Annotated in this window: 27 protein-coding genes and 1 riboswitch; of the genes, 18 read left to right on the forward strand and 9 right to left on the reverse strand. The window is 35.0% G+C overall.

Annotated features, from left to right (window positions below; genetic code table 11):
* Window positions 1-4 precede the first annotated feature (4 nt).
* Entirely contained in the window at window positions 5-526 is a 522-nt protein-coding gene (gene lepB / locus M1D66_RS12120; protein WP_002094069.1) for a signal peptidase I, read from the forward strand.
* Between the two features lie 35 nt (window positions 527-561).
* Here lepB and M1D66_RS12125 read toward each other — a convergent pair whose 3' ends face one another.
* Window positions 562-1,185, reverse strand: a complete 624-nt coding sequence (locus tag M1D66_RS12125) for a cephalosporin hydroxylase family protein (RefSeq protein ID WP_268258618.1) — start codon at window positions 1,183-1,185, stop codon at window positions 562-564.
* Window positions 1,186-1,325: 140 nt separating this feature from the next.
* Here M1D66_RS12125 and M1D66_RS12130 point away from each other — a divergent pair, with 140 nt between their 5' ends.
* Window positions 1,326-1,868, forward strand: coding sequence for an NUDIX hydrolase (locus tag M1D66_RS12130; RefSeq protein WP_006926046.1), 543 nt, complete (start codon window positions 1,326-1,328; stop codon window positions 1,866-1,868).
* Window positions 1,869-2,049: 181 nt separating this feature from the next.
* Here the strand turns inward: M1D66_RS12130 and M1D66_RS12135 are convergent, their stop codons facing one another.
* The gene (locus tag M1D66_RS12135) at window positions 2,050-2,811 is read right to left on the reverse strand and encodes a class I SAM-dependent methyltransferase (RefSeq protein WP_242555159.1); all 762 of its coding nucleotides are present in this window, start codon (window positions 2,809-2,811) and stop codon (window positions 2,050-2,052) included.
* 304 nt (window positions 2,812-3,115) lie between these two features.
* Here M1D66_RS12135 and M1D66_RS12140 point away from each other — a divergent pair, with 304 nt between their 5' ends.
* Both M1D66_RS12140 and M1D66_RS12145 read left to right on the forward strand, forming a co-directional pair.
* Window positions 3,116-3,397, forward strand: a complete 282-nt coding sequence (locus M1D66_RS12140) for a hypothetical protein (protein WP_000410607.1) — start codon at window positions 3,116-3,118, stop codon at window positions 3,395-3,397.
* Between the two features lie 214 nt (window positions 3,398-3,611).
* Window positions 3,612-4,601 carry a hypothetical protein gene (locus tag M1D66_RS12145; protein ID WP_242555160.1) on the forward strand — a complete coding sequence of 330 codons (990 nt, stop codon included), beginning with the start codon at window positions 3,612-3,614 and terminating at the stop codon, window positions 4,599-4,601.
* 109 nt (window positions 4,602-4,710) lie between these two features.
* Here M1D66_RS12145 and M1D66_RS12150 read toward each other — a convergent pair whose 3' ends face one another.
* The 3 genes from M1D66_RS12150 to M1D66_RS12160 form a co-directional block, all read right to left on the reverse strand.
* Entirely contained in the window at window positions 4,711-5,481 is a 771-nt protein-coding gene (locus M1D66_RS12150; protein WP_242555161.1) for a DNA alkylation repair protein, read from the reverse strand.
* Between the two features lie 33 nt (window positions 5,482-5,514).
* On the reverse strand, window positions 5,515-5,820 hold the full coding sequence (locus M1D66_RS12155) for an iron-sulfur cluster biosynthesis family protein (protein WP_001026167.1): 306 nt from the start codon (window positions 5,818-5,820) through the stop codon (window positions 5,515-5,517).
* A 113-nt stretch (window positions 5,821-5,933) separates the two neighbouring features.
* Window positions 5,934-7,400 carry an amino acid permease gene (locus M1D66_RS12160; RefSeq protein WP_001083386.1) on the reverse strand — a complete coding sequence of 489 codons (1,467 nt, stop codon included), beginning with the start codon at window positions 7,398-7,400 and terminating at the stop codon, window positions 5,934-5,936.
* A gap of 112 nt (window positions 7,401-7,512) precedes the next feature.
* Window positions 7,513-7,705: riboswitch (Lysine riboswitch) on the reverse strand.
* A 320-nt stretch (window positions 7,706-8,025) separates the two neighbouring features.
* Between M1D66_RS12160 and M1D66_RS12165 the strand changes: the two genes are divergently transcribed.
* The gene (locus tag M1D66_RS12165) at window positions 8,026-8,475 is read left to right on the forward strand and encodes a GNAT family N-acetyltransferase (RefSeq protein WP_000764607.1); all 450 of its coding nucleotides are present in this window, start codon (window positions 8,026-8,028) and stop codon (window positions 8,473-8,475) included.
* A gap of 36 nt (window positions 8,476-8,511) precedes the next feature.
* On the opposite strand, the gene M1D66_RS12170 is transcribed toward M1D66_RS12165, so the two are convergent.
* The gene (locus M1D66_RS12170) at window positions 8,512-9,522 is read right to left on the reverse strand and encodes a sulfite exporter TauE/SafE family protein (protein ID WP_002024365.1); all 1,011 of its coding nucleotides are present in this window, start codon (window positions 9,520-9,522) and stop codon (window positions 8,512-8,514) included.
* Window positions 9,523-9,619: 97 nt separating this feature from the next.
* Between M1D66_RS12170 and M1D66_RS12175 the strand changes: the two genes are divergently transcribed.
* From M1D66_RS12175 to M1D66_RS12200, 6 genes are all read left to right on the forward strand, one after another.
* Window positions 9,620-10,417, forward strand: a complete 798-nt coding sequence (locus M1D66_RS12175; protein WP_006926038.1) for a VOC family protein — start codon at window positions 9,620-9,622, stop codon at window positions 10,415-10,417.
* A 14-nt stretch (window positions 10,418-10,431) separates the two neighbouring features.
* Window positions 10,432-11,361 carry an aminoglycoside phosphotransferase family protein gene (locus M1D66_RS12180; protein WP_006926036.1) on the forward strand — a complete coding sequence of 310 codons (930 nt, stop codon included), beginning with the start codon at window positions 10,432-10,434 and terminating at the stop codon, window positions 11,359-11,361.
* 13 nt (window positions 11,362-11,374) lie between these two features.
* On the forward strand, window positions 11,375-12,118 hold the full coding sequence (locus M1D66_RS12185) for a metallophosphoesterase family protein (protein ID WP_000357656.1): 744 nt from the start codon (window positions 11,375-11,377) through the stop codon (window positions 12,116-12,118).
* A 170-nt stretch (window positions 12,119-12,288) separates the two neighbouring features.
* On the forward strand, window positions 12,289-12,960 hold the full coding sequence (locus M1D66_RS12190; protein WP_006926034.1) for a nucleoside/nucleotide kinase family protein: 672 nt from the start codon (window positions 12,289-12,291) through the stop codon (window positions 12,958-12,960).
* A 117-nt stretch (window positions 12,961-13,077) separates the two neighbouring features.
* Window positions 13,078-13,902: a DUF2785 domain-containing protein gene (locus M1D66_RS12195; protein WP_006926031.1), complete on the forward strand. Its 825-nt coding sequence runs from the start codon at window positions 13,078-13,080 to the stop codon at window positions 13,900-13,902.
* 80 nt (window positions 13,903-13,982) lie between these two features.
* Entirely contained in the window at window positions 13,983-14,297 is a 315-nt protein-coding gene (locus M1D66_RS12200; protein WP_000358161.1) for a DUF3892 domain-containing protein, read from the forward strand.
* Between the two features lie 81 nt (window positions 14,298-14,378).
* Here M1D66_RS12200 and M1D66_RS12205 read toward each other — a convergent pair whose 3' ends face one another.
* Together M1D66_RS12205 and pdxR are read right to left on the reverse strand one after the other, a co-directional pair.
* Entirely contained in the window at window positions 14,379-14,819 is a 441-nt protein-coding gene (locus M1D66_RS12205) for a YaiI/YqxD family protein (RefSeq protein ID WP_000708761.1), read from the reverse strand.
* A 71-nt stretch (window positions 14,820-14,890) separates the two neighbouring features.
* Complete coding sequence (pdxR, locus tag M1D66_RS12210) at window positions 14,891-16,342, reverse strand: MocR-like pyridoxine biosynthesis transcription factor PdxR (protein ID WP_149149747.1); 1,452 nt, start codon at window positions 16,340-16,342, stop codon at window positions 14,891-14,893.
* 125 nt (window positions 16,343-16,467) lie between these two features.
* On the opposite strand from pdxR, the gene M1D66_RS12215 reads away from it, so the two are divergent.
* Window positions 16,468-17,379, forward strand: coding sequence for a DMT family transporter (locus tag M1D66_RS12215; RefSeq protein WP_242555162.1), 912 nt, complete (start codon window positions 16,468-16,470; stop codon window positions 17,377-17,379).
* An 18-nt stretch (window positions 17,380-17,397) separates the two neighbouring features.
* Here M1D66_RS12215 and M1D66_RS12220 read toward each other — a convergent pair whose 3' ends face one another.
* The gene (locus M1D66_RS12220) at window positions 17,398-17,865 is read right to left on the reverse strand and encodes an NUDIX hydrolase (protein WP_000623966.1); all 468 of its coding nucleotides are present in this window, start codon (window positions 17,863-17,865) and stop codon (window positions 17,398-17,400) included.
* Window positions 17,866-17,961: 96 nt separating this feature from the next.
* Between M1D66_RS12220 and M1D66_RS12225 the strand changes: the two genes are divergently transcribed.
* The 6 genes from M1D66_RS12225 to M1D66_RS12250 all read left to right on the forward strand — a co-directional run bounded on the left by M1D66_RS12225 (window position 17,962) and on the right by M1D66_RS12250 (window position 22,664).
* Window positions 17,962-18,369 carry a DUF3980 domain-containing protein gene (locus M1D66_RS12225; protein WP_000610496.1) on the forward strand — a complete coding sequence of 136 codons (408 nt, stop codon included), beginning with the start codon at window positions 17,962-17,964 and terminating at the stop codon, window positions 18,367-18,369.
* A gap of 17 nt (window positions 18,370-18,386) precedes the next feature.
* The gene (locus tag M1D66_RS12230) at window positions 18,387-18,857 is read left to right on the forward strand and encodes a GNAT family N-acetyltransferase (protein WP_086385816.1); all 471 of its coding nucleotides are present in this window, start codon (window positions 18,387-18,389) and stop codon (window positions 18,855-18,857) included.
* 155 nt (window positions 18,858-19,012) lie between these two features.
* Window positions 19,013-19,522, forward strand: coding sequence for a nucleoside deaminase (locus M1D66_RS12235; RefSeq protein ID WP_061113179.1), 510 nt, complete (start codon window positions 19,013-19,015; stop codon window positions 19,520-19,522).
* A 165-nt stretch (window positions 19,523-19,687) separates the two neighbouring features.
* Window positions 19,688-20,578 carry an AraC family transcriptional regulator gene (locus tag M1D66_RS12240; RefSeq protein ID WP_153595623.1) on the forward strand — a complete coding sequence of 297 codons (891 nt, stop codon included), beginning with the start codon at window positions 19,688-19,690 and terminating at the stop codon, window positions 20,576-20,578.
* A 24-nt stretch (window positions 20,579-20,602) separates the two neighbouring features.
* Window positions 20,603-21,538: a serine hydrolase domain-containing protein gene (locus tag M1D66_RS12245; RefSeq protein ID WP_153595622.1), complete on the forward strand. Its 936-nt coding sequence runs from the start codon at window positions 20,603-20,605 to the stop codon at window positions 21,536-21,538.
* 100 nt (window positions 21,539-21,638) lie between these two features.
* A complete protein-coding gene (locus M1D66_RS12250) occupies window positions 21,639-22,664 on the forward strand; it encodes an SDR family oxidoreductase (RefSeq protein ID WP_242555163.1) in 1,026 nt (341 codons plus the stop codon).
* Window positions 22,665-22,706: the final 42 nt, after the last annotated feature.

The raw sequence follows: 22,706 nt of genomic DNA on the forward strand, positions 1-22,706 counted from the left end.
GGATATGAAAAAGGAGATTAAGAGAGGCTGGGGAAAGTACATACTATTTATATTGGTGATAGTCATAGGCTACCATTCTTTTACTTTATGTAAGGTGGAAGGGGAATCGATGCAGCCGACTTTATATGAAGAAGACTACGTATTTGTAAATAAAGCGGTAGTACGTCTTTCTAATTTACAACACGGAGAAATTGTCATTATAAAAGAAGAGGATGAATCGAAATATTATGTGAAACGTGTAATAGGGCTTCCTGGTGATGTAATTAACATAACGAACGGAAAGGTATATGTGAACGATAAAAAGCAAGAAGAACCATATACGAACAAAGATTTATTTAACAACACACAAGTGTTTTATAACTTTCAAAAGACAAAAATTCCGCCAAATAAGTTATTTGTAATGGGAGATAACCGCGAAGTAAGTAGAGATAGTCGCAATGGCTTAGGATATATTGAAGAAGATAACATAATTGGCAAGGTGGAATTTGTATATTATCCATTTTCAAAAATGAAAATGATAGAATAAGTGGGGGGATGGGCAAAACCCCACTTATTAAAGTTTCACTTTATTTTCTTTAAAAAACCTTTTGGATTAAATGATATGAAAAATTTATGTTTAGACTCGTCGATTATGAAGTTATTATTTTTAGTTAAAAACTCATCCACAGCTTCCATCGGGCCAGGACCCCAATCGGGAAGAAGCGGATTTCCATTAATGGAGGTATCTTCTACAATTATATAACTGCCAGTAGTGACGATAGATTTATATAGTAAGAGTTCTTTGGATACATGTTCTTTACTATGATCAGAATCTAAAATAACTAAAATCACATCATCAGGTTTGCGCATGCTTACTATTGTTTGGATGGCCTGCACAGAAACAGAAGATGCTGTTAAATACGTAATCCGATTATGTGATGGCCGATTTGGCTGCGGAGTTATATCGATAGTAAGTACGTGACCTTTTCCAATTAAATCTAACATAGAAGCTAAATACAGTGCACTACCACCGTGAAAAGTCCCGCATTCAATAATTAAATCGGGCTTTAATTCATAAATGATTTCTTGATACAAAAAGAGATCAGAGGGAAGTTTACAGATTGGAACTCCAAACCAATGTGTATCTTTTAACCACACAAGGCTATCGTAATATTGTTTTAGAAATTCATTGCTTATAGTATCGATTTTAAATTCTCCTTTCTAAAAAGGCTTCTCTCGTTTGACGTAAAGTGTTTACGCATGAAAGTTGTACTATATATTATGTAGTAAGGAATTGTAAGGCGAGTGTTTTTACTTGAAAATAAGCCAAATAACTCATGTGGAAAATGAAAGGAAATAATCGTATGTACAAATACACAATTTGCTTTATTAGAAAAAGTGATAAAATATTGCTATTAAATAGAAATAAAAAGCCGAATATGGGGATGTGGAATGGTGTTGGAGGAAAAATAGAAGAGAATGAAACGCCATACGAAGGAATAATTAGAGAAACATTTGAGGAAACGGGTATAGAACTTTCAAGTGTAACGTATAAAGGGACTGTTGGTTTTAAAGGTAAAGATGAGCCCCAGGCTAGTGAAGGAATGTATGTGTTCGTTGCTGATCTGCCAGATGGCATGCAGATGAATACACCATTTCGTACGGCTGAAGGATTATTAGAATGGAAAGAAATTGATTGGATATTAGATGGTGATAATAGAGGTGTAGTTAGCAATTTACCAAAATACTTACCGACAGTATTAACAGAAGAAAATAAGTTAAAACATATATTCACGTACGATAACCGGAATATTATTAATTACACAACTGCATGTTTGACAGAAGATGATGCGAACAAGCGATATGAAAAACAACTTGTTTCTCAATAGAAGAGGATAGTGAAAAATCACGTTTTTACTCTCATTATATATGCGAGGTGATTATATGCTTCAGAAATACAATTCATTGGTCATAATTGTAATATGTATGATATAACTTTTCTTATGGTGAAAGAGTAGAGAACATGCGTAAACGGAACAAAAAAGAGGTGGCTTTGCCACCTCCTTTCCGTTAGTCACGAATCGCCTTAATGATAAATCGATGTTGCTTCACATCAAAATATCCTTTTTGCAAGATGATTTCATGTATACGATATAGTTCCTTATAATACCTTTCGACAGTAAAATCAGGAATTTGCCACGGAATCGCTTTTAAATAATAGACAATAGCGCCAATATCATAAAAGCGTTGGAAAGGGAATTCTTCTTTTGCATCTAAGATAGTAAATCCATTTTCCTCTAACTCACTACATGCCGCTTCAAGCGACCAACTTGCAAATTCGCTATTTAGTGGTGAGCCGAACTGCTCATTCAGTACCGCGCAATCAAGACCACCAACTTGTTGTGTAAGAAAAACGCCATGTGGAGAAAGAATTCGTTTTATCTCAGAGGCAGCATAGGATTCATGTTGATTTATAATGAAATCAAACTGCCCATCTTGAAATGGTAATACAGTATCATTAATCACTTCGACGACTGTAACTCCTAAAGGCTCTAATTTCTTCCGAGCAATTGGCACATTTGGAGCATAACCCTCAGTCGCATAAATAGTTGACGGGAAAGGTTGTAACATAGATAAAAACTCTCCGCCGCCAGTACCCATATCGAGCATTGACTTTGCACGTTGCATAAGCAGGAAAGCAATGCTGCCGTATGACCACGATAAAGGCTCGCTCTTCATTCGACCCGTTTCTGAAATGGAAGAAAAATCCCAGCCACTAAAATTTGTATTGGCGCTTTCTAATAAAGTTAAAAATAATGGATCACGTTTCATAATTATGTCCTCCTATTTTTTAATGAATGATATGATGAGAAAGGAGAACGGGAGGACCTCTTATGAAAGAGAAGCGGTTTTACGTTTCATGTTCGAATAGATTCATATACATTCGCTCCTTATGAGAATAATAATTTATATATTCGGGATAATCGAGTGGGAATCCTTTGAGGGTATAAAAGAAGGCAGTTGTTTAATGAAAAAATAAATTGAGTTATCTAATTTTATAGTGTAATTGTTCATCCATACGCATAAAAAAATTATTCTCTCCATAAAATAGTAAAATTATATTGGAGGTTGAATTATGGAAAAATTCAGTGTATTTTCAATAACATTGATGACTTTTGGAATGTTATTATTTGGATTAAATAGAATAATAGATAGCTATTCTGAGCCTATTATCCTATTAGGGTATATTTCTTTTTTAATTGGAGTGGTTCTGAGTATTATAGCGATTGCTAGACGTGAAGATGGAAGATTAAAATTCATATCACTTATCTCTTTCTTTGTTCTCCTGTTTTTCATTACTTGGTTTGAGTCGTTTCAGGTACTACGAATTATTACTTGGCTAAAAAATATCTATTAAAATTTAAATTGTTGGTAAAAATGGGAAACCTTAAATTTAGGTTTCTTTTTATTATATTCGATTATCAATATTAAAACTTATTAGAGCCATTAATAAAAGAAATAGATATATAAACCGAGTGTAAAAATATTTTAATTCTTTGAAAACATTCAGCGATTTAGTATTCTTTATATATGGAATATTTTGTTTATGCGAAAAGAGGGCAAGGTGCTATATGAAAAGAATGAAAAATGTAATGTTAGTATTTTTATGTTTCTTATATTTCTTATGTTTAAGTGGGTGTAATTATAAAGATGACGATCAGGTGAAAAAATATGTGAAAAAAAAGCACGGAATTGATGTGATTGTAACACATTGGGGTGCTATAAACGAAGGGAATATGGGGCATACATATCATACTGTTCAAGCAAAAAATAACAAAAATATTCAATTTAGAGTAGAGGTAGATGGATTCTTATATTCAAGAATAAAAGGTGATGAATATCAATACGGAAAAAAAACATATGAGGAATATAAGAAATTTAAACCAATGCTAGAAGAAATTAAAAAATTAGGTTACGTGGAACCTGAAAATAAAAATGTTTTTCAATATATAGTGGATGATGATATAGAGGAGAAACCAACGGATACGTTATTATTAACTTTAAAAACGAGTGACAAGATTGATTACAGTCAATTTGAATCAAAAGAATTAGATCGTTTATATGCTCTAATCCAATTCATTCAGAAGAGTAATAGAAAGATAACAACACTTGAAATTGAGGATTATAATGGTGAATCTATAGGCTTGCCTTTTCAAAATGTGCAAAAAGCTATAACGAAAGAAGAACTGCTTTTAACAATGAAAAACACAGTAAGCGGTTATTGGACATATTTGGTTCAAACTGAAACAAAAGTAGGCGTAAGGTTAAATGAAATTCAAAATGATCGTTTTGAAATTGAGGATATTACTTGTCCACACCCGAAAGACGGCAATTGTCTAGAGTATGAATTGACATTAGTTTTCAATGACAGTGAGATAAAATATAGAAATGATCCATATGTAATAGATGATTTGAGAAAGGTAGTCACTATTCTTAAAGAAGAACTATATAATAAGGAATTTAACATATATTTAAGGAACAAGGATGGAACAAGTTATTCACTCTGGCTATCATCCGAAAAAATTAAGGAAAGTAATAACATAGAAGAGTTAGTAAAATAATGATATAAAGAAGAAATTTAAAGTACTTTTTATGTTTGTTATTTCTGTATTCAAAAGGAAAACCGCTTATGCTTCATTTTTGAAGCATAAGCGGTTTTGTTTAAAATACTTAAAAAGAAAAATTTTTTGGTAAAGTACCACTTTTTATTACTGTTCTTAGTCCTTGTTTTATAATCCAAGGATTAATAGGATGCTGTTTATCACGTAATTGCTGTAACCATTGAAAAACGAGTTCTTTATCTTCTTTCGTAATATCGTTAATATGATTGGCTACAGATTTTTGAACATATTTAGAAGGGTCATTCATTAATGGTTCAAGAAGTTGTAAATTGTACTTAAAATCACCTTTTAGAGCTCCTATTTTTTTAGCCCAAGGAAGCCTTGGTCTTGTACCTTCAGAAACTAATCTTCTAATGTGGCTGTTTTCGTCATGAATCCACTGTTGCAATATGTCTAGTGTATCTTCATGATATGTTTGAAGAAAAGGCCGAATGGCATATTCAGCAGTATTCCTTTTCGTTATTTCATACATTGCATTGAACGAGATTTTAAAATCGTTAAGCCCATATTTTTCAACGTATTTTGCAAGAGGCATATACATATATCCATTTGTAAATGTGCCTACTTCTGTTGTATTTTCTGGTCCTAATGTCTTCAGTAATATATGTATTGCGGCATTAAAATCTTTTTGTAAAGCATTGTGTAATTCATCTGCAATTACTTCAATACGCTGTTTTAACTCTAAATTTTCAACTTTACAAGCTACAGAATCTACAAAGATGTTTTTAGAGAAATAAGGATCGTGTTTACAAATAGAATCAGCTATTTTTTCTGCTAATTCTTCATTAAATAAAAATTTTAACGGAACATATTTACCCATTTTTTCACCTCGGTGGTCAAATGAAAACAATTTTTATTTTTTAATCGACAATCCATAAACCAAAGTCTCACTCGGAGTCGTAATACTAAAACCTGTCGTCTTATAATCAAGTTTCACCGTATCACCAGTGTAGTCTTTCGTGAATGAATCCATTTGTACGATAAGCTCTGCATCTTCATATACAACATCATCTGCGTTATATGTATCCCAAATTAAATCGACATCAACGAAAATACTACAAGAGTTCGTCATTGTTCCTCTAATGCGAACGATCTTTTTATCTTCAAGTTCTAATCTATGTATAGCTGCTTTTGCTTCATCAGTAATGCGAATGTTCATTGTATCCCAACCTTTATTTATATTTCCTTTATTATTGCAAAAACAGGAGCAATAGGGAAGTAAAGAGGTTTGCAACAAAAAACGAGCAAACAAATTTGTTTGCTCGTTTCACTTTATTTTAGTTCACATTTATCAAGTGGAATCACTTTTGTTTTTTTCGTAAATTTATAACCTAACCATAGTACTAAGAAGAGTGGTAAACCGATGTAAGAAACGAGTACACCGTTCCAGTCGATTGACTCACCCATAAATGCCCCGTAGTTTTGTCCTAAAATTACGATGATACAAAGTGTAAATGCAAAGATTGGACCGAAGGGGAACCATTTTGCTCTATATGGTAAGTCATTTAAATCTTTTCCTTGTGCGATATACGCTTTACGGAAACGGTAATGACTAATTGCAATGCCGACCCAAGCGATAAAGCCAGACATTCCTGATGCATTTAATAACCAAATGTATACAACACCGTCACCGAATAAAGAAGCAATGAAAGCAATACTACCGACAATCGATGTTACGATTAATGCGTTAACAGGTACACCGCGGCTATCTAATTTACCAAGAAACTTTGGTGCCTTCCCTTGGCGAGCTAAATCCCAAAGCATACGAGTTGATGCATACATACCAGAGTTACCAGCAGATAGTACTGCCGTTAAAATAACAGCGTTCATAACAGAAGCAGCAAAGGCAACGCCCGCTTTTTCGAAAATAAGTGTAAATGGACTTACTGTTACATCACTTGCAGCAAGACTTTCAGTTGTATAAGGAATTAATAAACCGATAACGAGAATCGCAAGGATATAGAATAAAAGAATACGCCAAAAGATTGAACGAATTGCTTTTGGGATATTACGTTCTGGATCAGATGTTTCACCAGCAGCTACTCCTAATAGTTCAGTACCTTGGAATGAGAAACCAGCTGCCATAAACACACCGATAATTGCCATGATACCGCCGTTAAATGGTGCATCTGCAACAGTGAAGTTTTTGAAGCCAACCGTTTCGCCGCCCATAATTCCAAAAATCATCATGAAACCAACAATTAAAAAGATAATAATCGTAACTACTTTAATAAGTGCGAACCAATATTCAGATTCACCAAACCCTTTAACAGATAAGTAGTTTAAAAGGAAAATAATAGCTAAACATAATCCGCTCCAAATAAGAGAAGGGGTATCTGGGAACCAAAATTTCATAATTAATGTTACAGCAGCTAGTTCAGCAGCAATCGTAATTGCCCAGTTATACCAATAGTTCCATCCAAGTGCAAAGCCAAGTGATGGATCAACAAATTTTGTTGCGTACGTACTAAAAGATCCAGTAACAGGCATGTAAGCTGCGAGTTCAGCTAAGCTTGTCATTAAAAAGTAAACCATAATTCCAATTGCGGCGTATGCAATTAATGCACCACCAGGTCCAGCTGAATGGATGACACCACCGCTGGCAAGAAATAGTCCGGTACCAATTGTACCGCCGAGAGAAATCATCGTAAGGTGACGAGATTTTAATCCGCGTTTTAATTCACCTTGTCCTTGTGTAGTTTGCGTTTTAGAGGTAGATTGATTTGTTGCGCTATTCATGTTCAACACTCCTTTTCTTGTAGGTTAGGAAGGAGCGGGGGAGAAAAATACAAAAAACCGCCAAAGGAATTTGGCGGAACGTTTCACAAATAACCACCCCATCATACCCTTCCGTTAAGATAGCACCCCACGTTTACACGGTAATTTTGTAAACGTGACAGTTCTGTTCCTTTCGGAGACAGCCCCAGCTCATATTTCCAGAGAAGAAATATAAACTTCGGCAACTTTTCCTTTCAAACGGAGTCGGTGACATTCTCTGTGTCTCGTCCGTCGTACTCTTAAAAGTCGCAACCTCTACCTCATCGGATTGATGAGGATTTGATATATTGCTAAGATTTTTAATATATGGCAATTGTAATGACTTTCTGAATATATTGCAAGATATTTTGTTAGGAAAAGTCAAAAAATATCGGTTATTGTATAGGAAACGCTTGCAAAACTCCACCCGAACCTACTATTATGTAGCAATAAGCAAAGAAAAAATTGTTATACAAATGTTTCGCAAAAAATATTGAAAAACCCTCTAAATTAAAAGAAAATTCAGAAAATATAATTCGACATTCATAATAAAGTCATATTATTTGTTATAATTAGAGTAACGTTTAAGCAAAAAGGGGAAATCAAAATGAAATTAGAAACAGAAAGGCTCTATATAGTGCCGTGTACAGAAGAGAGGATTCAAGTCGCTAACGAGCAAGGATACAATAGCGGCCCGCATATTGTAGGGCATGTAAAGAATGTAAAACAAGATGCAACTTTATTACCATGGGGGGCGTGGTATGTTCTTCGAAAAGAAGATGATAGCGTTTTAGGTGATATTGGGTTTAAAGGGAAACCAAACGAGGATCAAACAGTAGAAATTGGCTATGGATTCATTGAGAAATATTGGAATCAGGGCTATGCAACAGAAGCTGTAAAAGAACTAATCGATTGGGCTTTCAAAACAGGTGAGGTAGAAACAATAATTGCAGAGACACTTCTAGATAATTATAGTTCGATGCGTGTTTTAGAAAAGTTACATATGAAGAGAGTAAATGCTACAGAAATGATGATTAATTGGAAAATAGAAAAATAAAAAATACCGCTCTAAATTGAGCGGTATTTTTTATAGTTATGGTAGCATTTGCTTCTGATCATTCGGATACTCAGCCGTTGACGTATTAGGACGATTGGAATGATTACGAACAGCAATGAAAATAGAAATAATAACGACAAGACCAACTGCAACGTAAGAAAGTGAAATAATAGTTGGATCCACTTTAAATGTAGTAAGCAGTGTACGAATGTTTGTAAAGATAATAAGACCACCAACTAATACGCCAAGTAAATGAGAAGGAACGATGCGAACTAGCCATGCCGCGATTGGTGCCGCTACGATACCACCGAGCATGAGAGAAAATACCCAAACCCAGCTTACTTGTTCCCAGCCAAGTGAGATGAAGAAGCCGATTGTTGCAGCGAGTGAAACAGGAAATTCACTCGTATCTACAGATCCAATAACTTTTCTAGCTTCATTTCCTCTTGCTAGAAGAACAGGTGTCGTAATCGGCCCCCAACCACCGCCACCAGTTGAATCAACGAATCCAGCGAATAAACCAAGCGGCACAAGTTGTTTTGCAGACATACGCTTATTTGAAGTGACAATTTGTTTTTGAATGATGAATCGTAATAAAATATAAACCCCTAAAGTAAATAAAAATACGGAAATGTACGGTTTGATTACATCTCCAGGCAAATTACTTAAAAAACATGCCCCAACAAATGCGCCGATTGCCCCAGGTAATGTAAGCCTGGAAACTGTATATTTATCAACGTTTCCAAATTTGATATGAGATGCGCCAGAAGCTGCAGTTGTAACGACTTCAGCTAAATGAACCGATGCGGAAGCTACAGCCGGTGCAATACCAAACATTAATAATAGTGAAGTAGACGTTACCCCATACGCCATTCCGAGTGCTCCATCGATCAGTTGAGCGAAAAATCCAATAATAGCAAAGACAATTAATTTCTGCATAAATAATCCCCCTGTAATAATAAATGAAAAAGACACTTTTCCCGTATGAGAAAAGTGCCTTTGGTTTTTCCAATCAGCAATAATTAAATTTGTTTCATTATAATACATATTAATCGTATAAATCAACTAGGTTTTAAAGTTTTTGAATTGAATGAAATAAAAATAAAATATACAATAAAAGGATGGAGAGAAAGGGGAGAAAGACATGTTACGATTTGATCATCTTGTTCACGCAGTTCATGGTACACCGGAGGAAGCGGCAAAACAAATGCAGGAACTTGGATTTCATACTGTATTAGGCGGAGAGCATACGAATTGGGGTACTTGGAATAGTTTAAGTTATTTTGATTTATCATATATAGAATTTTTAGCAGTTCAACATGAAGAAAAAGCGAAAGAAGCAGAAAATCCATTAGTACAAGAAACAGTGGTGAAACTACAAAATGGAGAAGGAATGCTACAAATCGCGATCCGAACAGATGCAATTGAGGAGCTAGCAGTTAACTTTAATAAGTACGGCTTACATACGATAGGGCCATTTGAAGGGAAACGCATGAGAAAAGATGGCCGGCTTTTAGAATGGAAAATGTTATTTGTTAGGCAAGAAGAGAACGGACCGAAATTACCTTTCTTTATACAGTGGAATGAAACGGACGAAGAAAGAAGAAACGATTTACGTAACAGTAGGACGATCACTGAACATAAAAACAAAGTGCAACAAATTGAAACGATTCATTACGCAGTAAAAAACGTTCGAGAAACAGTACGGAAATGGAAAAAAGTAATGGGACTATCTACAAGTTCAGTTGTGAAAAATGAAAAATGGAATGCTGAGAGTCAAAGTGTAGTGTTTGGAAATATTCATGTGCAGTTTTGTGAACCGATTGGAGAAGGGCTAGTACTAGAACATTTGAATAAGAATGGCGAATATCCATTTGCAGTAGAGTTTAAAGGTGGAAATAAACGAGAGCATGAAGTGCTAGGTAGTTTGTACATATATTAATAGAGGTGAACGTTGTGGAAGAAATGCTTAGGGAGATAGAGAGAATACTAGAATGGCCTCGTATGTTAAAAGCGACTGTTATTTCAAAAGGCTTTTCATTCGATGAGAAATATAAAATTGAATTAGAGAGTGGGGCCTCGTATTTTATTAAAGTATGCGATTCATCATATTTTGAACGGAAGCAGGAAGAATATGAATATATGCAGCAGCTAGATTCTTTACATATTCCTATGCCAAAATTAATTCATTTTATTAGTCTTACTAAATTCAATAAATGTGTACAAGTTTTTGAATGGATTGATGGATTAGATGGTGAAGATATATTAAGAACGTTGTCTACAGAAGAGCAGTATAGGGCTGGAAAAAAGGCTGGAGAAGTACTAAAAAAGATTCATTTAGTTGAAAAAGAAGATAAAAGTAATTCATGGGAAATGTCTATATGGAGTAAATATGAGAGATACTTAGAAGCGTTGAAAGAATATGAAGTAGACTTTTTTCGTTTAAATACAGTGATAGATTTTGTAGGAAATCATAAAGATTTATTAAAAAATCGTCCCATCGTATTTTTACATGACGATTTTCATCCGGCTAATATAATGATTGACCAAAATGAGTTTCGGGCTGTCATAGATTTTGCTAGATTCGATATTGGTGATCCTATTCATGATTTTTATAAAGTAGCACTATTTACAACGAATATAAGCAAACCATTTGCGGTTGGACAAGTTCACGGTTATTGCGGAGGCGAACCATCGCTTCATTTTTGGAAACTCTATACATTGTACGCCGCGATGACATTCCCAGCGGATATCGTTTGGACGAATCGAAGTACGCCGCATTTAGTAGATGATATGAAGGAAAGATTAAATGGAATTTTAGAAGATCATAATGATTTTTCATCCTATATTCCAAAATGGTATCAATCAAGCGAATGTAATAAATAAAGGAGTAATTTATATGGATAAAATAGCAGTAATTTCAGATATTCACGGTAATATTCAAGCATTAGAATCCGTGTTGAATGATATTAAATTAAGAGGAATCGAGCGCATTATTTGTCTTGGAGATTTAGTAGGAAAAGGACCTCATTCCAGTGAAGCAATTGAAATCATTCGTAAAGAATGTGAAGTAGTCGTAATGGGAAACTGGGATGATTTTATTACAAAGCCGACTGAATTTGAAGCATTAAAATGGCATCAAAAACAATTATCGGAAGAACAAAATGATTATTTAAGAAGTTTACCATTTTCAATCGAATTTTTTATGAGTGGAAAACTCATTCGTATGTTTCACGCTTCACCGAGAAGTTTATATGAAAGAATTCAACCACACGCTTCAAGAGAAGAACGTATTAGTATGTTCGAAAATAGTGATCTGACAGAAAATATAGAAGGAGAAAGAAAACCAGATGTCGTTTGTTACGGCGATGTTCACCAAGCGTTCGTTCAAAATTTCAGAGGGAAAACGTTATGTAATGCCGGTAGCGTAGGAAACCCACTTGAAATAACGCAAGCTTCCTATTTAATATTTGAAGGAACATATAATGAAAAAGAAGCGGCGAGCTTTTCTATTCAACTTGTACGAGTACCGTATGATATTGAATTAGCTATCAGATTAGCAGAAGAACTCGAAATGCCAGAAATTGAAGAGTATAAGCAAGAGTTACGGACGGCCTTATATCGGGGGTTTAAGGGGAAGTAAGCTAATAATATATCAACGATTTTTCAAATATATCTATCATAACTTAAAATATATCAACGATTTTTTCGATATATCAACGATTCGATAAAGGATATCGATTTACCGACAAATAGTGACATGGATTGTTACTTATAATTATATTATGTAAACTAATTATAAAGGGAGATATCATGAACCGAAAACAACGAATCAAAGAAATTGCAGGTCATATTGTAAAGCTAAACTTAACCTATCCAACAAGAGTTGGAGTAAGTGGTATTACAGCATCAGGAAAAACAACATTTGCAAACGAATTAGCGGAAGAAATAAAAAAACGAGGATTACCAGTAACACGCGCAAGCATTGATGATTTTCATAATCCAAGAGTGATTCGCTATGCAAAAGGAAAAGAATCTGCAAGAGGGTATTATGAAGATGCACACGATTATACAGCTTTCAAAGAAAGATTATTAATGCCTTTAGGACCTAACGGGAATTTACAGTATGAAACGATTTCTCATAACTTAATAACGGATATGTCTGTACATAATGAGCCGCTATTGGCCACGCAAAATATGATATTAATAGTAGATGGAACGTTTCTATTGAAAAAAGACGTTGCGTATTTATTTGATTACAAAATCTTTGTAGATACAAATTTTGAGATTGCGAGAAAACGTGGTACGAAGCGGGAAACTGAAGCTTTTGGAAGTTATGAAGAAGCAGAGAAGATGTTTTTGAACAGATATCATGCGGCCTGTAAGTTGTATATAGATGAGCATAATCCAAAAGAGTGTGCGAATGTTATATTTAAGAATAGTGATTTAGGAAATCCAGAAGTTATATTTCATGAAAGAGCGTAATACATAATCAGAAATATATGTATAGCCTTTTGTTTATTGTTATAATTAAATTAATTTTATGAAGCAAATAAAAGGGGATAAGACAATAAAAAACGCAAAAAGGGGACAAGAAATATAATGAATGAAGTACTCGAACTAAAAGAAGAACTACTACAAATTAAAAATAACAATTATGCTGTACCAGAAGACGTAGATGCATATCCATATGCGCAATGGATGCTAGATTATATCGGATCACCTGATGCTGAATTACGTGATGATTTAATTTATAGTACGCTTCACACATGGATTACAAATGATGTATTTAGACAAAAAGAGTTAAGAGGATTAATGTTACAAGCAATTAGTCCTGATTATTTATTTTATAAAATTGGTGAAAAGGGAACAGACTCTGTATTTAAACGTGCATTCTCCGTATTAATTCCACCACTTATTTTATCTGTTCATGAAAGAGAACCGTTGTTATCGGAAGAACAATTGTACAGTGTGGCAGAACAAGTGTTGGAATATGTATATTTAGAAGAAGATGTAAGGGGCTACGTAGAAGGAAAAGGCTGGGCACACTCTACTGCACATGCAGCAGATGCGCTCGATGCGTTAGCACGTACAATTCAAAATCGTGAGTTTTCATATGCGATTCTTGCGGCTGTTCGTCAGAAGGTTCGATTGAGTGATTACGTATATGTACACTTTGAGGATGAGAGATTAGTAAAGCCAATTATGTCGTTACATAACCAAAAGCTTTTAACTGAAGAAGAGTGGAGCAATTGGCTACATAGTATAGCAACTGTTGAGGACATCCGACATCCGCAGCATGCTATTTTAGTACAAAATATTAGATCGTTCTTAAGAAGTTTATATTTTAGAGTTTTAGAGACAGAGGGTAGTACAGCCTTTACAGATGATATATTGGAGACTTTGAAGGGTTTGCATAGGTATTAAAAATCCGTTTTTCTAAGAGAAAAGTACATAAAAACACTACATCCCAACCATACTAATAAAATGTGTTGGAGGTGAGTTTAATGGACAAAAAAGACTTTGAAAAAGTATATAATGATTATTTACATCAAGGGGAAGAGCAAGCTCAATTTGAAATAGCTCAGGAAGTTACTTCAGGAGCAGAACAAATTGTTGCTGTTCGTAAAAATGATGAAGGTGATTTAATTGCTTTTAAAACAAGTAGCGGGAGAGAGTTAGATTATATGACTGCTCTTAATGAAGCGAAATCAGGGAAGTTAGCTCATGTGGACGTATTTCATAAGTATGGCAGAGATATTATACGTAGTGAACCGGATGGAATAAAAGAAAATAACTTAGATAATTTACCTTCATTTTAAACGGGTAAACCTCAAGAAGAGAATGTTCATTTGGATATTCTCTTCTCTTCTTTTCTTTCTCTACAAATAGACGGTTCATTTCTACAGTGCAATCATACTTTTAAAGAGCGCTCTAAATTTCTCTTTATCTTCTGCTGTAAATGGTTTCGGTCCTTTTGTACGCTTACCACTTTTTCGAACCATTGCACTTAAATATCGTGTTTGTAACAATTGTTCAATGTTATCATTCGTATACTTATAGCCTTTATGGTGTAGTACGATACAGCCTTTTGCTAAAGCGAGCGAAGCAAGACCGTAATCTTGTGTTACGATTAAATCTTCTTTTTTTGCTAACTGCATAATTCGGTAATCAGCAGCATCTGCTCCGGAATCAACATATATTGTTTCCACACCTTTCGGCTGCTCTGCATTAGAATAATGAGAAAAACTAGTAACGAGTGTAACAGGAATTTCCGCATTCGTAGCTTCAAAAATAATTACATCTTTTACAGGACAAGCATCTGCATCAACGTAAATTTTCATTTTTATCACTCCTATAACTAGGTTCGTGTTGATAATAATGGTAGATTTAGGTTTTGTCAAACGAGCAAGCTTTATTTAAAGTTATTTTCACATACCAAAATAGCCTCCCGCAAACGAGAAATACCTTCCTCAATTTGATTAATATTCACTTTTCCATAAGATAAACGTATATAACCATCTTTTGCGCCGAAAATACTACCTGGCATAAAAGCAATTTCTTGTTTTAAACTTTGCATAATAAGTTGTTTTTCGTTTATCGGTTCTTTTAATTTTCCCCATATGTATATTCCACCGGTCGGATTTGAAAAAGAGATTTTATCATGAAGTTGCTCGTTTAAGGCGCGAACGATAACGTCTCTTTTTTCTGCTAGTTGTTTTCGTAACGGTACGATATGCGACTGAAATGGTACAGTTTCAAAAAATTGTTGCATAAGCCACTGCGGGAATATGCTCATACCCAATTCCATTTGGTGCCTTGCGTCGGATAATCTTTCTACTACAGACTGCGGGGCAACGAGCCAACCAACTCGTAAGCCTGGTGCAATCATTTTTGATAAAGAATGTACATAAATGACAGTTCCATTTTCATCAATTGATTTCAAAGTAGGGCAAGGTTGTTTCTTTTCTAGCGTAAGTAAACTAGACGGATCATCTTCCACAATCGCAATTCGTAAGTCTGCACAAAGTGATAATAGTTTTTTTCTACGGTTTGGATGAAGCATCGTTCCCGTAGGGTTTTGGAAATTTGGATTTAAAAAGATCATTTTAATACGGTGTTTTCTATATAATTCCTGTACATCGTCTGGATTAATGCCGTGTTCATCGACAGGTAATGGGAAAATACGAATACCTGCTGATTGGAATAACGGCAAGGAATAACAGTGTGAAGGACTTTCGAAAGCAACAGCATCACCTGGATTTAATAAACATTGCACGATAAGGTGAAGTGCTTGCTGTGCGCCAGATGTAATCATAATGGATTGTTCAGTCGCCTCAACTTTTAAATATTCCTTCATATATTTTACGACCGCTTGTCTTAGCGGGAGATAGCCTTGCGGATGATCGTAACTTAATGAATGCGTTAACGGTTGTTCACGTAAAATCGCTTGTAGTTGATCGTGGGGATAAAGATTACAACCGAGCTCTCCGTTTGCAAAATCAATAATATTTTCATTTTGTTGTACTTCTGCCCGAATATGGCGAAGTAACGGTAAGTTTGGTAAGAACGTACCACCTTCTACGAAATTTCTCCAGTTGGGTGTTAATGTTGGAGAAACGCCCCACATATGTGTACTTACACGTGTACCTTTACCAGTGGTACTTTCTACAATTCCCATCGCACGAAGTTCATTATAAGCAGTCGTTACTGTACTTCGGTTTACATTTAATTGCGTAGCTAATTTCCGTTCTGAAGGTAGGAAGCTTCCTGGAGGAAGTTCTCCGTATGTAATGCGTTTTTCAATAAAGTCAACAACTTGCTGATAAATAGGGATTTTACTGTCACTATCTAGTTTCCATTCCATAAAAAACGCCTCCGTATCTCTTATATACATCAAGTATAGCAAATTGGCTGGGTAAAAAAACAGCCAATTGGACGGTGTTATATCCAGCCAATTTTACTATGCTAAATAGGGAAGGGGAGATTCGGATGAAACGATGGCAAATGGAATGGCTCCTAGTATCAGTTGCATTAGTATGGGGAGCAAATTATACAATAGGAAAGTATGGAGTGGCATTTATGTCATCCATTCAATTTAATAGTTTACGATTTTTAGTAGCATCACCGGCATTATTACTTATCACTTTTATGATGGAACGCTCATTACGTATTGAAAGAAAAGATTGGTTACGATTAGTAGCAGTCGGTATCGTTGGTACGACAATGTATCAAACGATGTTTATGCTATCTGTGAAATATACTTCAGCAACAAACGCCTCATTATTAATTGCAATGTCACCTATTTTTACAGGGATATTAGCAGTATTGCACAAACAAGAACGTTTTTCGATGAAAGTACAAATTGGTTCAATAGTGGCCTTTGTTGGTGCAGCATTCGTTTTATTAACAGGGCATACAGGAGGAGCTACTTACGAATATGCGTGGCTCGGAAACATAATTGGATTAGTCGCAGCGATTGCGTGGGGATGGTACCCAATATTAGCGCAACCTCTTATAACAAAATATTCCGCAATGAGAGTCACATCTTGGTCAACTTTAATCGGAATTGTACCTCTCGTTGTATATTGTTTATTCAACATAAATACATTAACGTGGCCAGTAGATATGCCAAGCTGGGGATCACTAGCATATTCAATCGTCTTTGCGACCATATTCGGACTTGCAATGTGGTATATCGGTATTAGTAAAATAGGCTCAACGAAAGTAATGGTTTATATGTATCTTGTACCATTGTTCGCAGTTATCTTCGCGGCAGTAACTATCGGAGAGCAAATCAACATGATGCAACTCGTTGGCGGACTTATAATCTTTATCGGCTTATATGTTGTAAAAAAGGGTGGAATTCAAAAGCCAGCTCTCAATTTGAAAAAAGTAAGTTAACAATAAAAAGGATCTCTTTCATATAGAAGGAGATCCTTTTGGTTTTTGTAATAAAAGCGCTTGTTCAACAGCCCATTTTTGATGATCATGAATGAGAAGCTCTACAGCAAGTAAAGGAGACATCCACCGCAAAACATGATCTTCCTCACAGTTTTCAGTTTGTGTCTGCACCATGTTCGCAATATAAAAAAATCCATCGTTTAAATAATATGTATCTTCTTTTTCCGCATAAAAATATCGCATTGCATTACCGATATATTGATTAATTTCAATTGCCCATCCTAATTCCTCTAGTAGTTCACGATGTAAGCATTCATCTTTTGTTTCGGTACCTTCCATACCGCCACCAGGTAAAAAATAACGGTCTCCTTTTTGGATAATAGCAATGTTTGAAGAAGTTGAGTTAAAAATAATTGCATAACAACTAGGCCGTAATACATATTGCTCAGTAGGCTTTTTATAACCAAAAATAAGTTTAGATATCATAAGACACGTCACCTCTCTATAAAATACACAAAAGGAATAATAAGGTAAAAATAGAATTGTATAAGTATAATCTTACGAGATTGGAGTGATAACAAAATGATAAATCGAAAGTGTTCGCGCTGTAAAGAAATTACAGGTACATTGCACGGTGGTAAAAAAATTAAGGAAGAATTTCTATGTGAGGACTGTTTACAAAAAGGAATTGCGAGCGGTGAAATCGAATTATCACAAGTGGAGCAAGAACAAACTTCGTATCTTTCTATAAAAATATTAAAAATAATGAGTGTGATTTATTTAATAGCATCTATTTTAATGGCTTTTTCAACCGGTCCATTTATACATAATATAGGATTTGATGAAATGTCCATTTCAGGCCCAGAATTAGGTTTAATAAGTATTGTTATGCTAGGTTCTTTATTCCAGTCTGTTCTTGTATTTTGCGGGATATGGGTATTCATCCTTTTAGTAGAAACAGTCATTAAAATTTATGAAAAAATGAAGTGAGTGAGAGGGAGAAACATATGCGAGTAAGAAACATCCAAGGGGAAGATTATGAAAAGATTCATTCCGTATTAAATGAATGGTGGGGCGGGAGAGACATGGCTGCCATGTTGCCAAAATTGTTCTTCATTCACTTTCAAGAAACGAGTTTTATTATTGAAGAAGAGGGAGAAACGTTAGGTTTCTTATGCGGATTCTTCTCACAAACGCATAAAGAGGAAGCGTACGTTCATTTTATTGGAGTCAATCCGAAGTATAGAAGAAGAGGAATCGCATCGACATTGTATTCTTATTTCTTCGATGTAGCTCGTGCAAACAATCGTAAAGTTATAAAAGCAATCACGTCACCGGTTAATAAAAAATCGATACAGTTTCATAGGGAGATTGGCTTTCAAATTGAAGCTGGAGATGATGAGATAGAGGGTGTATCGGTACATACAAATTATGATGGGAACGGCGGGAGTAGAGTTTTATTTTTGAAAAATGTGTAGAAAAATAAGCTTTACCAAAACGCACTGAGTTAAATGTATATGAAAATGTTATCCGTTGCATAAAGAATGGCTGACTTTGTTAGCTTGATAGAAGCTAGTATGATAGTCGAAAGGAATTTCCATAACATAATTTTATCTAAAAAAGAGGGATCTATATGAATTTTGAGAGGGATAGATATTTTTTACAGATGGCATTGGAAGAAGCAGAAAAGGCATTAAAAGAAAACACATATCCAGTAGGAGCAGTTATTGTTGATGAAAATAATAATGTCATTGCAAGAGGAAGGAATAGAGTGCATCCAGAAAAAGACATAACAGCTCACGCAGAGTTAGTCGCTATTCGCAATGCAGGGGAAGCAATGTTTGATGCAAAAATAAAAAATGAGAGGTTTACTATTTATAGCACGTTGGAACCGTGTCCAATGTGTACAGGTGGTATTTTATTTGCAAAAATACAGAGAGTAGTCTGGTTACTAAATGATGACTTAGGTTTTGGTGGATATAAAAAGATAAAAAATGCTTTAGTTTTCGAAGGGAAATTTAATAAAATCGACATGGTGGAAGAACCATTTGAAGACTTAAAAACAAGACAAAGAGAACTTATGAGACAATGGGAGCTAAATCCCAATAATATTATTAACTTGCGTAGGGCTATAAAAAAATAGTTATTTCTTTAAATTAAATTAGGATAACGCCACATTACCATCAGCTTAAAAAATATAGTGAAATTATATCGATTTAACAATAAAATATGGAAGAATCTATTACGAATAGAAAGCCGTCCTAAAAGTATTCTAGGATGGTTCTTTTTGTTGTGAGGAGCTAAAAGTATGGAGAGTAAACAAAGTAGAAATGAATACTTACGACGCATTTATAAAGTGCAAGATTATATAGAATCAAACATAAATGATTCACTTTCAATTGAAGAGTTAGCGGATGTAGCAGGATTTTCAAAGTTTCATTTTCATCGGATTTTTAAGGGGATAGTAAACGAGTCATTATCACGGTATGTAAACCGATTGAAGTTAGAAAGGGCAACACATCTACTTACATATCGGACAGATATGACGATTACAGATATTGCGTATCACTTCGGATTCACAGATTCAGCAGTTTTCTCCCGAACATTTAAAAATTATTACGGCGTAAGTCCATCTCAATATCGAAACGACAATAGCAAGAATTGCAAAGACGTAAGAAGAACTTCTCAATACAATGAATGTAAGAAGGTTCGAGGAAATGTTGAAATTGTAACAGCGGACGATATAAACGTCGCATACATAAGACATATCGGTACATATGAGGAGTTAACTATAGCTTTTCCAGAAATGATAGAAAAACTATTTCATTACGCAGCTAAGCAAAACTATCATGTATTTGATGATACGAAAGTATTAACCATTTACCACGATCATCATGAATTTACTGAAGAATATCATTTAAGAACAAGTTTATGTGTAACAATTTCAGATGAATCCACAGTAGAAACGAACGACGTTGGAATAATGGTAATACCTTCTGGAAAGTATGCAGTAGGACATTTTGAAATATGCCAAGATGAATATAAAAGAGCATGGGACTTTATATACGGTGAGTGGCTTCCAAATAGCGGATATAAACCGAGAGATTTGTATCCTTTTGAAGTATATAGAAATGACCCAAAGCAGCATCCAAAGCATAAACATATAGTTGATATATATGTACCTATCGAACCTTTTTAATTATAGGTTAAAGGGGAAGGAATAATGAAAACTGCTGAAAAGTTAGATCAAATTATACAAGAAGAATATAAAAATATGAATGGCATGTTAGTAGTGCAGAAAGGTAATGTTGTTTTTGAAAATTATTATAATGGTTACAGTCCAGATAATGCGTTTCATGTAGCGTCAGTTACAAAAACGATAATCTCTGCGTTAATTGGGATATGTATAGATAAGGGCTATATAAAAAGTGTTGATCAAAAAGTAATAGAATTTTTCCCGGAATATAACGTTAATTCATCTGAAATAACAGTACGACATCTGTTGACAATGACAGCTCCACATCCTTTCGTAGACTGGCAGGAGCCGTTAGAAGAACTATGTATGCAACGAGATTGGGTAAAGTATACGTTAAATAGGATAGGAAACGGCGGAGAAATTGGATCTTTTAAATACTCATCTGCAGGAGCGCATGTACTATCAGCGATTATTACGAATGCAACAGGGAAAAGTGCACGTGAATTTGCGAATGAGTACTTATTTCAACCACTGGGCATGAGCGAAATTCCAAACTACAATATGAAAGCATTTGGATTCGATGACTTATTCGGAAAAGATGTGAAGGGATGGGTTCACGATCCAAATGGTATTTCGACGGGCGGCTGGGGAGTAACGTTAACGGTTAGGGATATGGCTAAGTTTGGACAGATGTATTTGAATGAAGGTATTCATAATGGAAAACAAGTTCTATCAAAATCATGGATAAAAGAATCAATAGCGATGAATTCAAATCAATATGGTTACTTATGGTGGTTACGAGAAGAAGAGGGTGTCTATTCGTATTGTGCAATGGGTGATGGTGGGAATATGATTTGTTGTATTCCAGAGAAGGAATTGGTGGTGGTGATGGCTTCTGAAGTTGTGCCAGAAGCAAATGATAGATGGAGATTAATCAAAGAGTATATACTTTTAACAGAGTAATGGTGAGCTTGTAGAAAAATTTAAACGCTCCCCGTAACTTTCCTCAATAAAAAATCGTTAAACATTAGGAAGGGTTATTAATCACGAATGGGGGAGAACTATGAAGATATTAATTCTAGGCGGTACACGATTTTTAGGAAGAGCATTTGTAGATGAGGCTTTACAGAGGGGGCATGAAGTTACGTTATTTAACCGCGGAACAAACAAAGAAGTTTTTCCTGAATTGGAGCAGTTAATCGGTGACAGAAATAACGATGTATCAAGTTTAAAAAATCGAAAGTGGGATGTTGTCATAGACACGTGTGGATTTTCTCCACATCATATTAGGAATGTTGGAGAAGTGCTCAAAGATAATATTGAACACTATGTATTCATCTCAAGCCTTTCCGTATATAAAGATTGGATTCCGCATGACATAAAAGAAGATTATATATTACAGCCCGAACCGACGGATGATCAAATAAAGGCTGTAGAGAATGGTGAAGTTTCACCTTATGAGTATTATGGTGCACTGAAAGTATTATGCGAAAAAGAAGCAGAGAAGTATTGGCCGGGGCGTGTGTTACATGTAAGAGCAGGTCTTCTTTCAGGAATGTTTGATTATACAGATCGACTTCCATACTGGATTCAACGTGTAGCAAAAGGAGGTAACGTGTTAGTTCCAGGAAGAAAAATTCGTCCCGTGCAATTAGTTGATATAAAAGATGTCGCGAGATGGGGGCTAAATATGGCAGAACATCATAAAGCAGGAACATTTAATATAACAGGTCCGAATGATGAATTGACGATGGAAGAGCTATTAAATACGTGTAAAAAGGTTACGAATAGCGATGCTGAATTTGTTTGGGTAGACGAAGCGTTTATGAGTGAACATAATGTGCAGCCTTGGACAGAAATGCCTTTGTGGATTCCAGAAACTTTCCCATTAGATGGTGAGACGAAGCCGTGGAGAGGCGGGTTTTCTATTTGTATCGAAAGTGCGGTTAATGAAGGGCTTACTTTTAGAAGAATAGAAGAGACAGTTACAGATGTGTATGAGTGGATGGAGAGTACGGAAGAATGGGAATTAAAAGCAGGTATTTCAGGCGAGAGGGAGAAGGAATTGTTAGAAAGATGGTATCAATAAATTTAGCGGAGTTCTTTGAATATGCTTGATTGCACATAAGGA

It is taken from the genome of Bacillus sp. PK6-16, assembly GCF_056530295.1.

Bases quoted from the DNA above. Each gene is read 5' to 3' on its own strand.
- lepB (WP_002094069.1), top strand. From the start codon at position 5: ATGAAAAAGGAGATTAAGAGAGGCTGGGGAAAGTACATACTATTTATA.
- M1D66_RS12130 (WP_006926046.1), top strand. From the start codon at position 1,326: ATGAAAGGAAATAATCGTATGTACAAATACACAATTTGCTTTATTAGA.
- M1D66_RS12135 (WP_242555159.1), bottom strand. From the start codon at position 2,811: ATGAAACGTGATCCATTATTTTTAACTTTATTAGAAAGCGCCAATACA.
- M1D66_RS12140 (WP_000410607.1), top strand. From the start codon at position 3,116: ATGGAAAAATTCAGTGTATTTTCAATAACATTGATGACTTTTGGAATG.
- M1D66_RS12145 (WP_242555160.1), top strand. From the start codon at position 3,612: ATGAAAAGAATGAAAAATGTAATGTTAGTATTTTTATGTTTCTTATAT.
- M1D66_RS12150 (WP_242555161.1), bottom strand. From the start codon at position 5,481: ATGGGTAAATATGTTCCGTTAAAATTTTTATTTAATGAAGAATTAGCA.
- M1D66_RS12155 (WP_001026167.1), bottom strand. From the start codon at position 5,820: ATGAACATTCGCATTACTGATGAAGCAAAAGCAGCTATACATAGATTA.
- M1D66_RS12160 (WP_001083386.1), bottom strand. From the start codon at position 7,400: ATGAATAGCGCAACAAATCAATCTACCTCTAAAACGCAAACTACACAA.
- M1D66_RS12165 (WP_000764607.1), top strand. From the start codon at position 8,026: ATGAAATTAGAAACAGAAAGGCTCTATATAGTGCCGTGTACAGAAGAG.
- M1D66_RS12170 (WP_002024365.1), bottom strand. From the start codon at position 9,522: ATGTATTATAATGAAACAAATTTAATTATTGCTGATTGGAAAAACCAA.
- M1D66_RS12175 (WP_006926038.1), top strand. From the start codon at position 9,620: ATGTTACGATTTGATCATCTTGTTCACGCAGTTCATGGTACACCGGAG.
- M1D66_RS12185 (WP_000357656.1), top strand. From the start codon at position 11,375: ATGGATAAAATAGCAGTAATTTCAGATATTCACGGTAATATTCAAGCA.
- M1D66_RS12190 (WP_006926034.1), top strand. From the start codon at position 12,289: ATGAACCGAAAACAACGAATCAAAGAAATTGCAGGTCATATTGTAAAG.
- M1D66_RS12195 (WP_006926031.1), top strand. From the start codon at position 13,078: ATGAATGAAGTACTCGAACTAAAAGAAGAACTACTACAAATTAAAAAT.
- M1D66_RS12200 (WP_000358161.1), top strand. From the start codon at position 13,983: ATGGACAAAAAAGACTTTGAAAAAGTATATAATGATTATTTACATCAA.
- M1D66_RS12205 (WP_000708761.1), bottom strand. From the start codon at position 14,819: ATGAAAATTTACGTTGATGCAGATGCTTGTCCTGTAAAAGATGTAATT.
- pdxR (WP_149149747.1), bottom strand. From the start codon at position 16,342: ATGGAATGGAAACTAGATAGTGACAGTAAAATCCCTATTTATCAGCAA.
- M1D66_RS12215 (WP_242555162.1), top strand. From the start codon at position 16,468: ATGAAACGATGGCAAATGGAATGGCTCCTAGTATCAGTTGCATTAGTA.
- M1D66_RS12220 (WP_000623966.1), bottom strand. From the start codon at position 17,865: ATGATATCTAAACTTATTTTTGGTTATAAAAAGCCTACTGAGCAATAT.
- M1D66_RS12225 (WP_000610496.1), top strand. From the start codon at position 17,962: ATGATAAATCGAAAGTGTTCGCGCTGTAAAGAAATTACAGGTACATTG.
- M1D66_RS12230 (WP_086385816.1), top strand. From the start codon at position 18,387: ATGCGAGTAAGAAACATCCAAGGGGAAGATTATGAAAAGATTCATTCC.
- M1D66_RS12235 (WP_061113179.1), top strand. From the start codon at position 19,013: ATGAATTTTGAGAGGGATAGATATTTTTTACAGATGGCATTGGAAGAA.
- M1D66_RS12240 (WP_153595623.1), top strand. From the start codon at position 19,688: ATGGAGAGTAAACAAAGTAGAAATGAATACTTACGACGCATTTATAAA.
- M1D66_RS12245 (WP_153595622.1), top strand. From the start codon at position 20,603: ATGAAAACTGCTGAAAAGTTAGATCAAATTATACAAGAAGAATATAAA.
- M1D66_RS12250 (WP_242555163.1), top strand. From the start codon at position 21,639: ATGAAGATATTAATTCTAGGCGGTACACGATTTTTAGGAAGAGCATTT.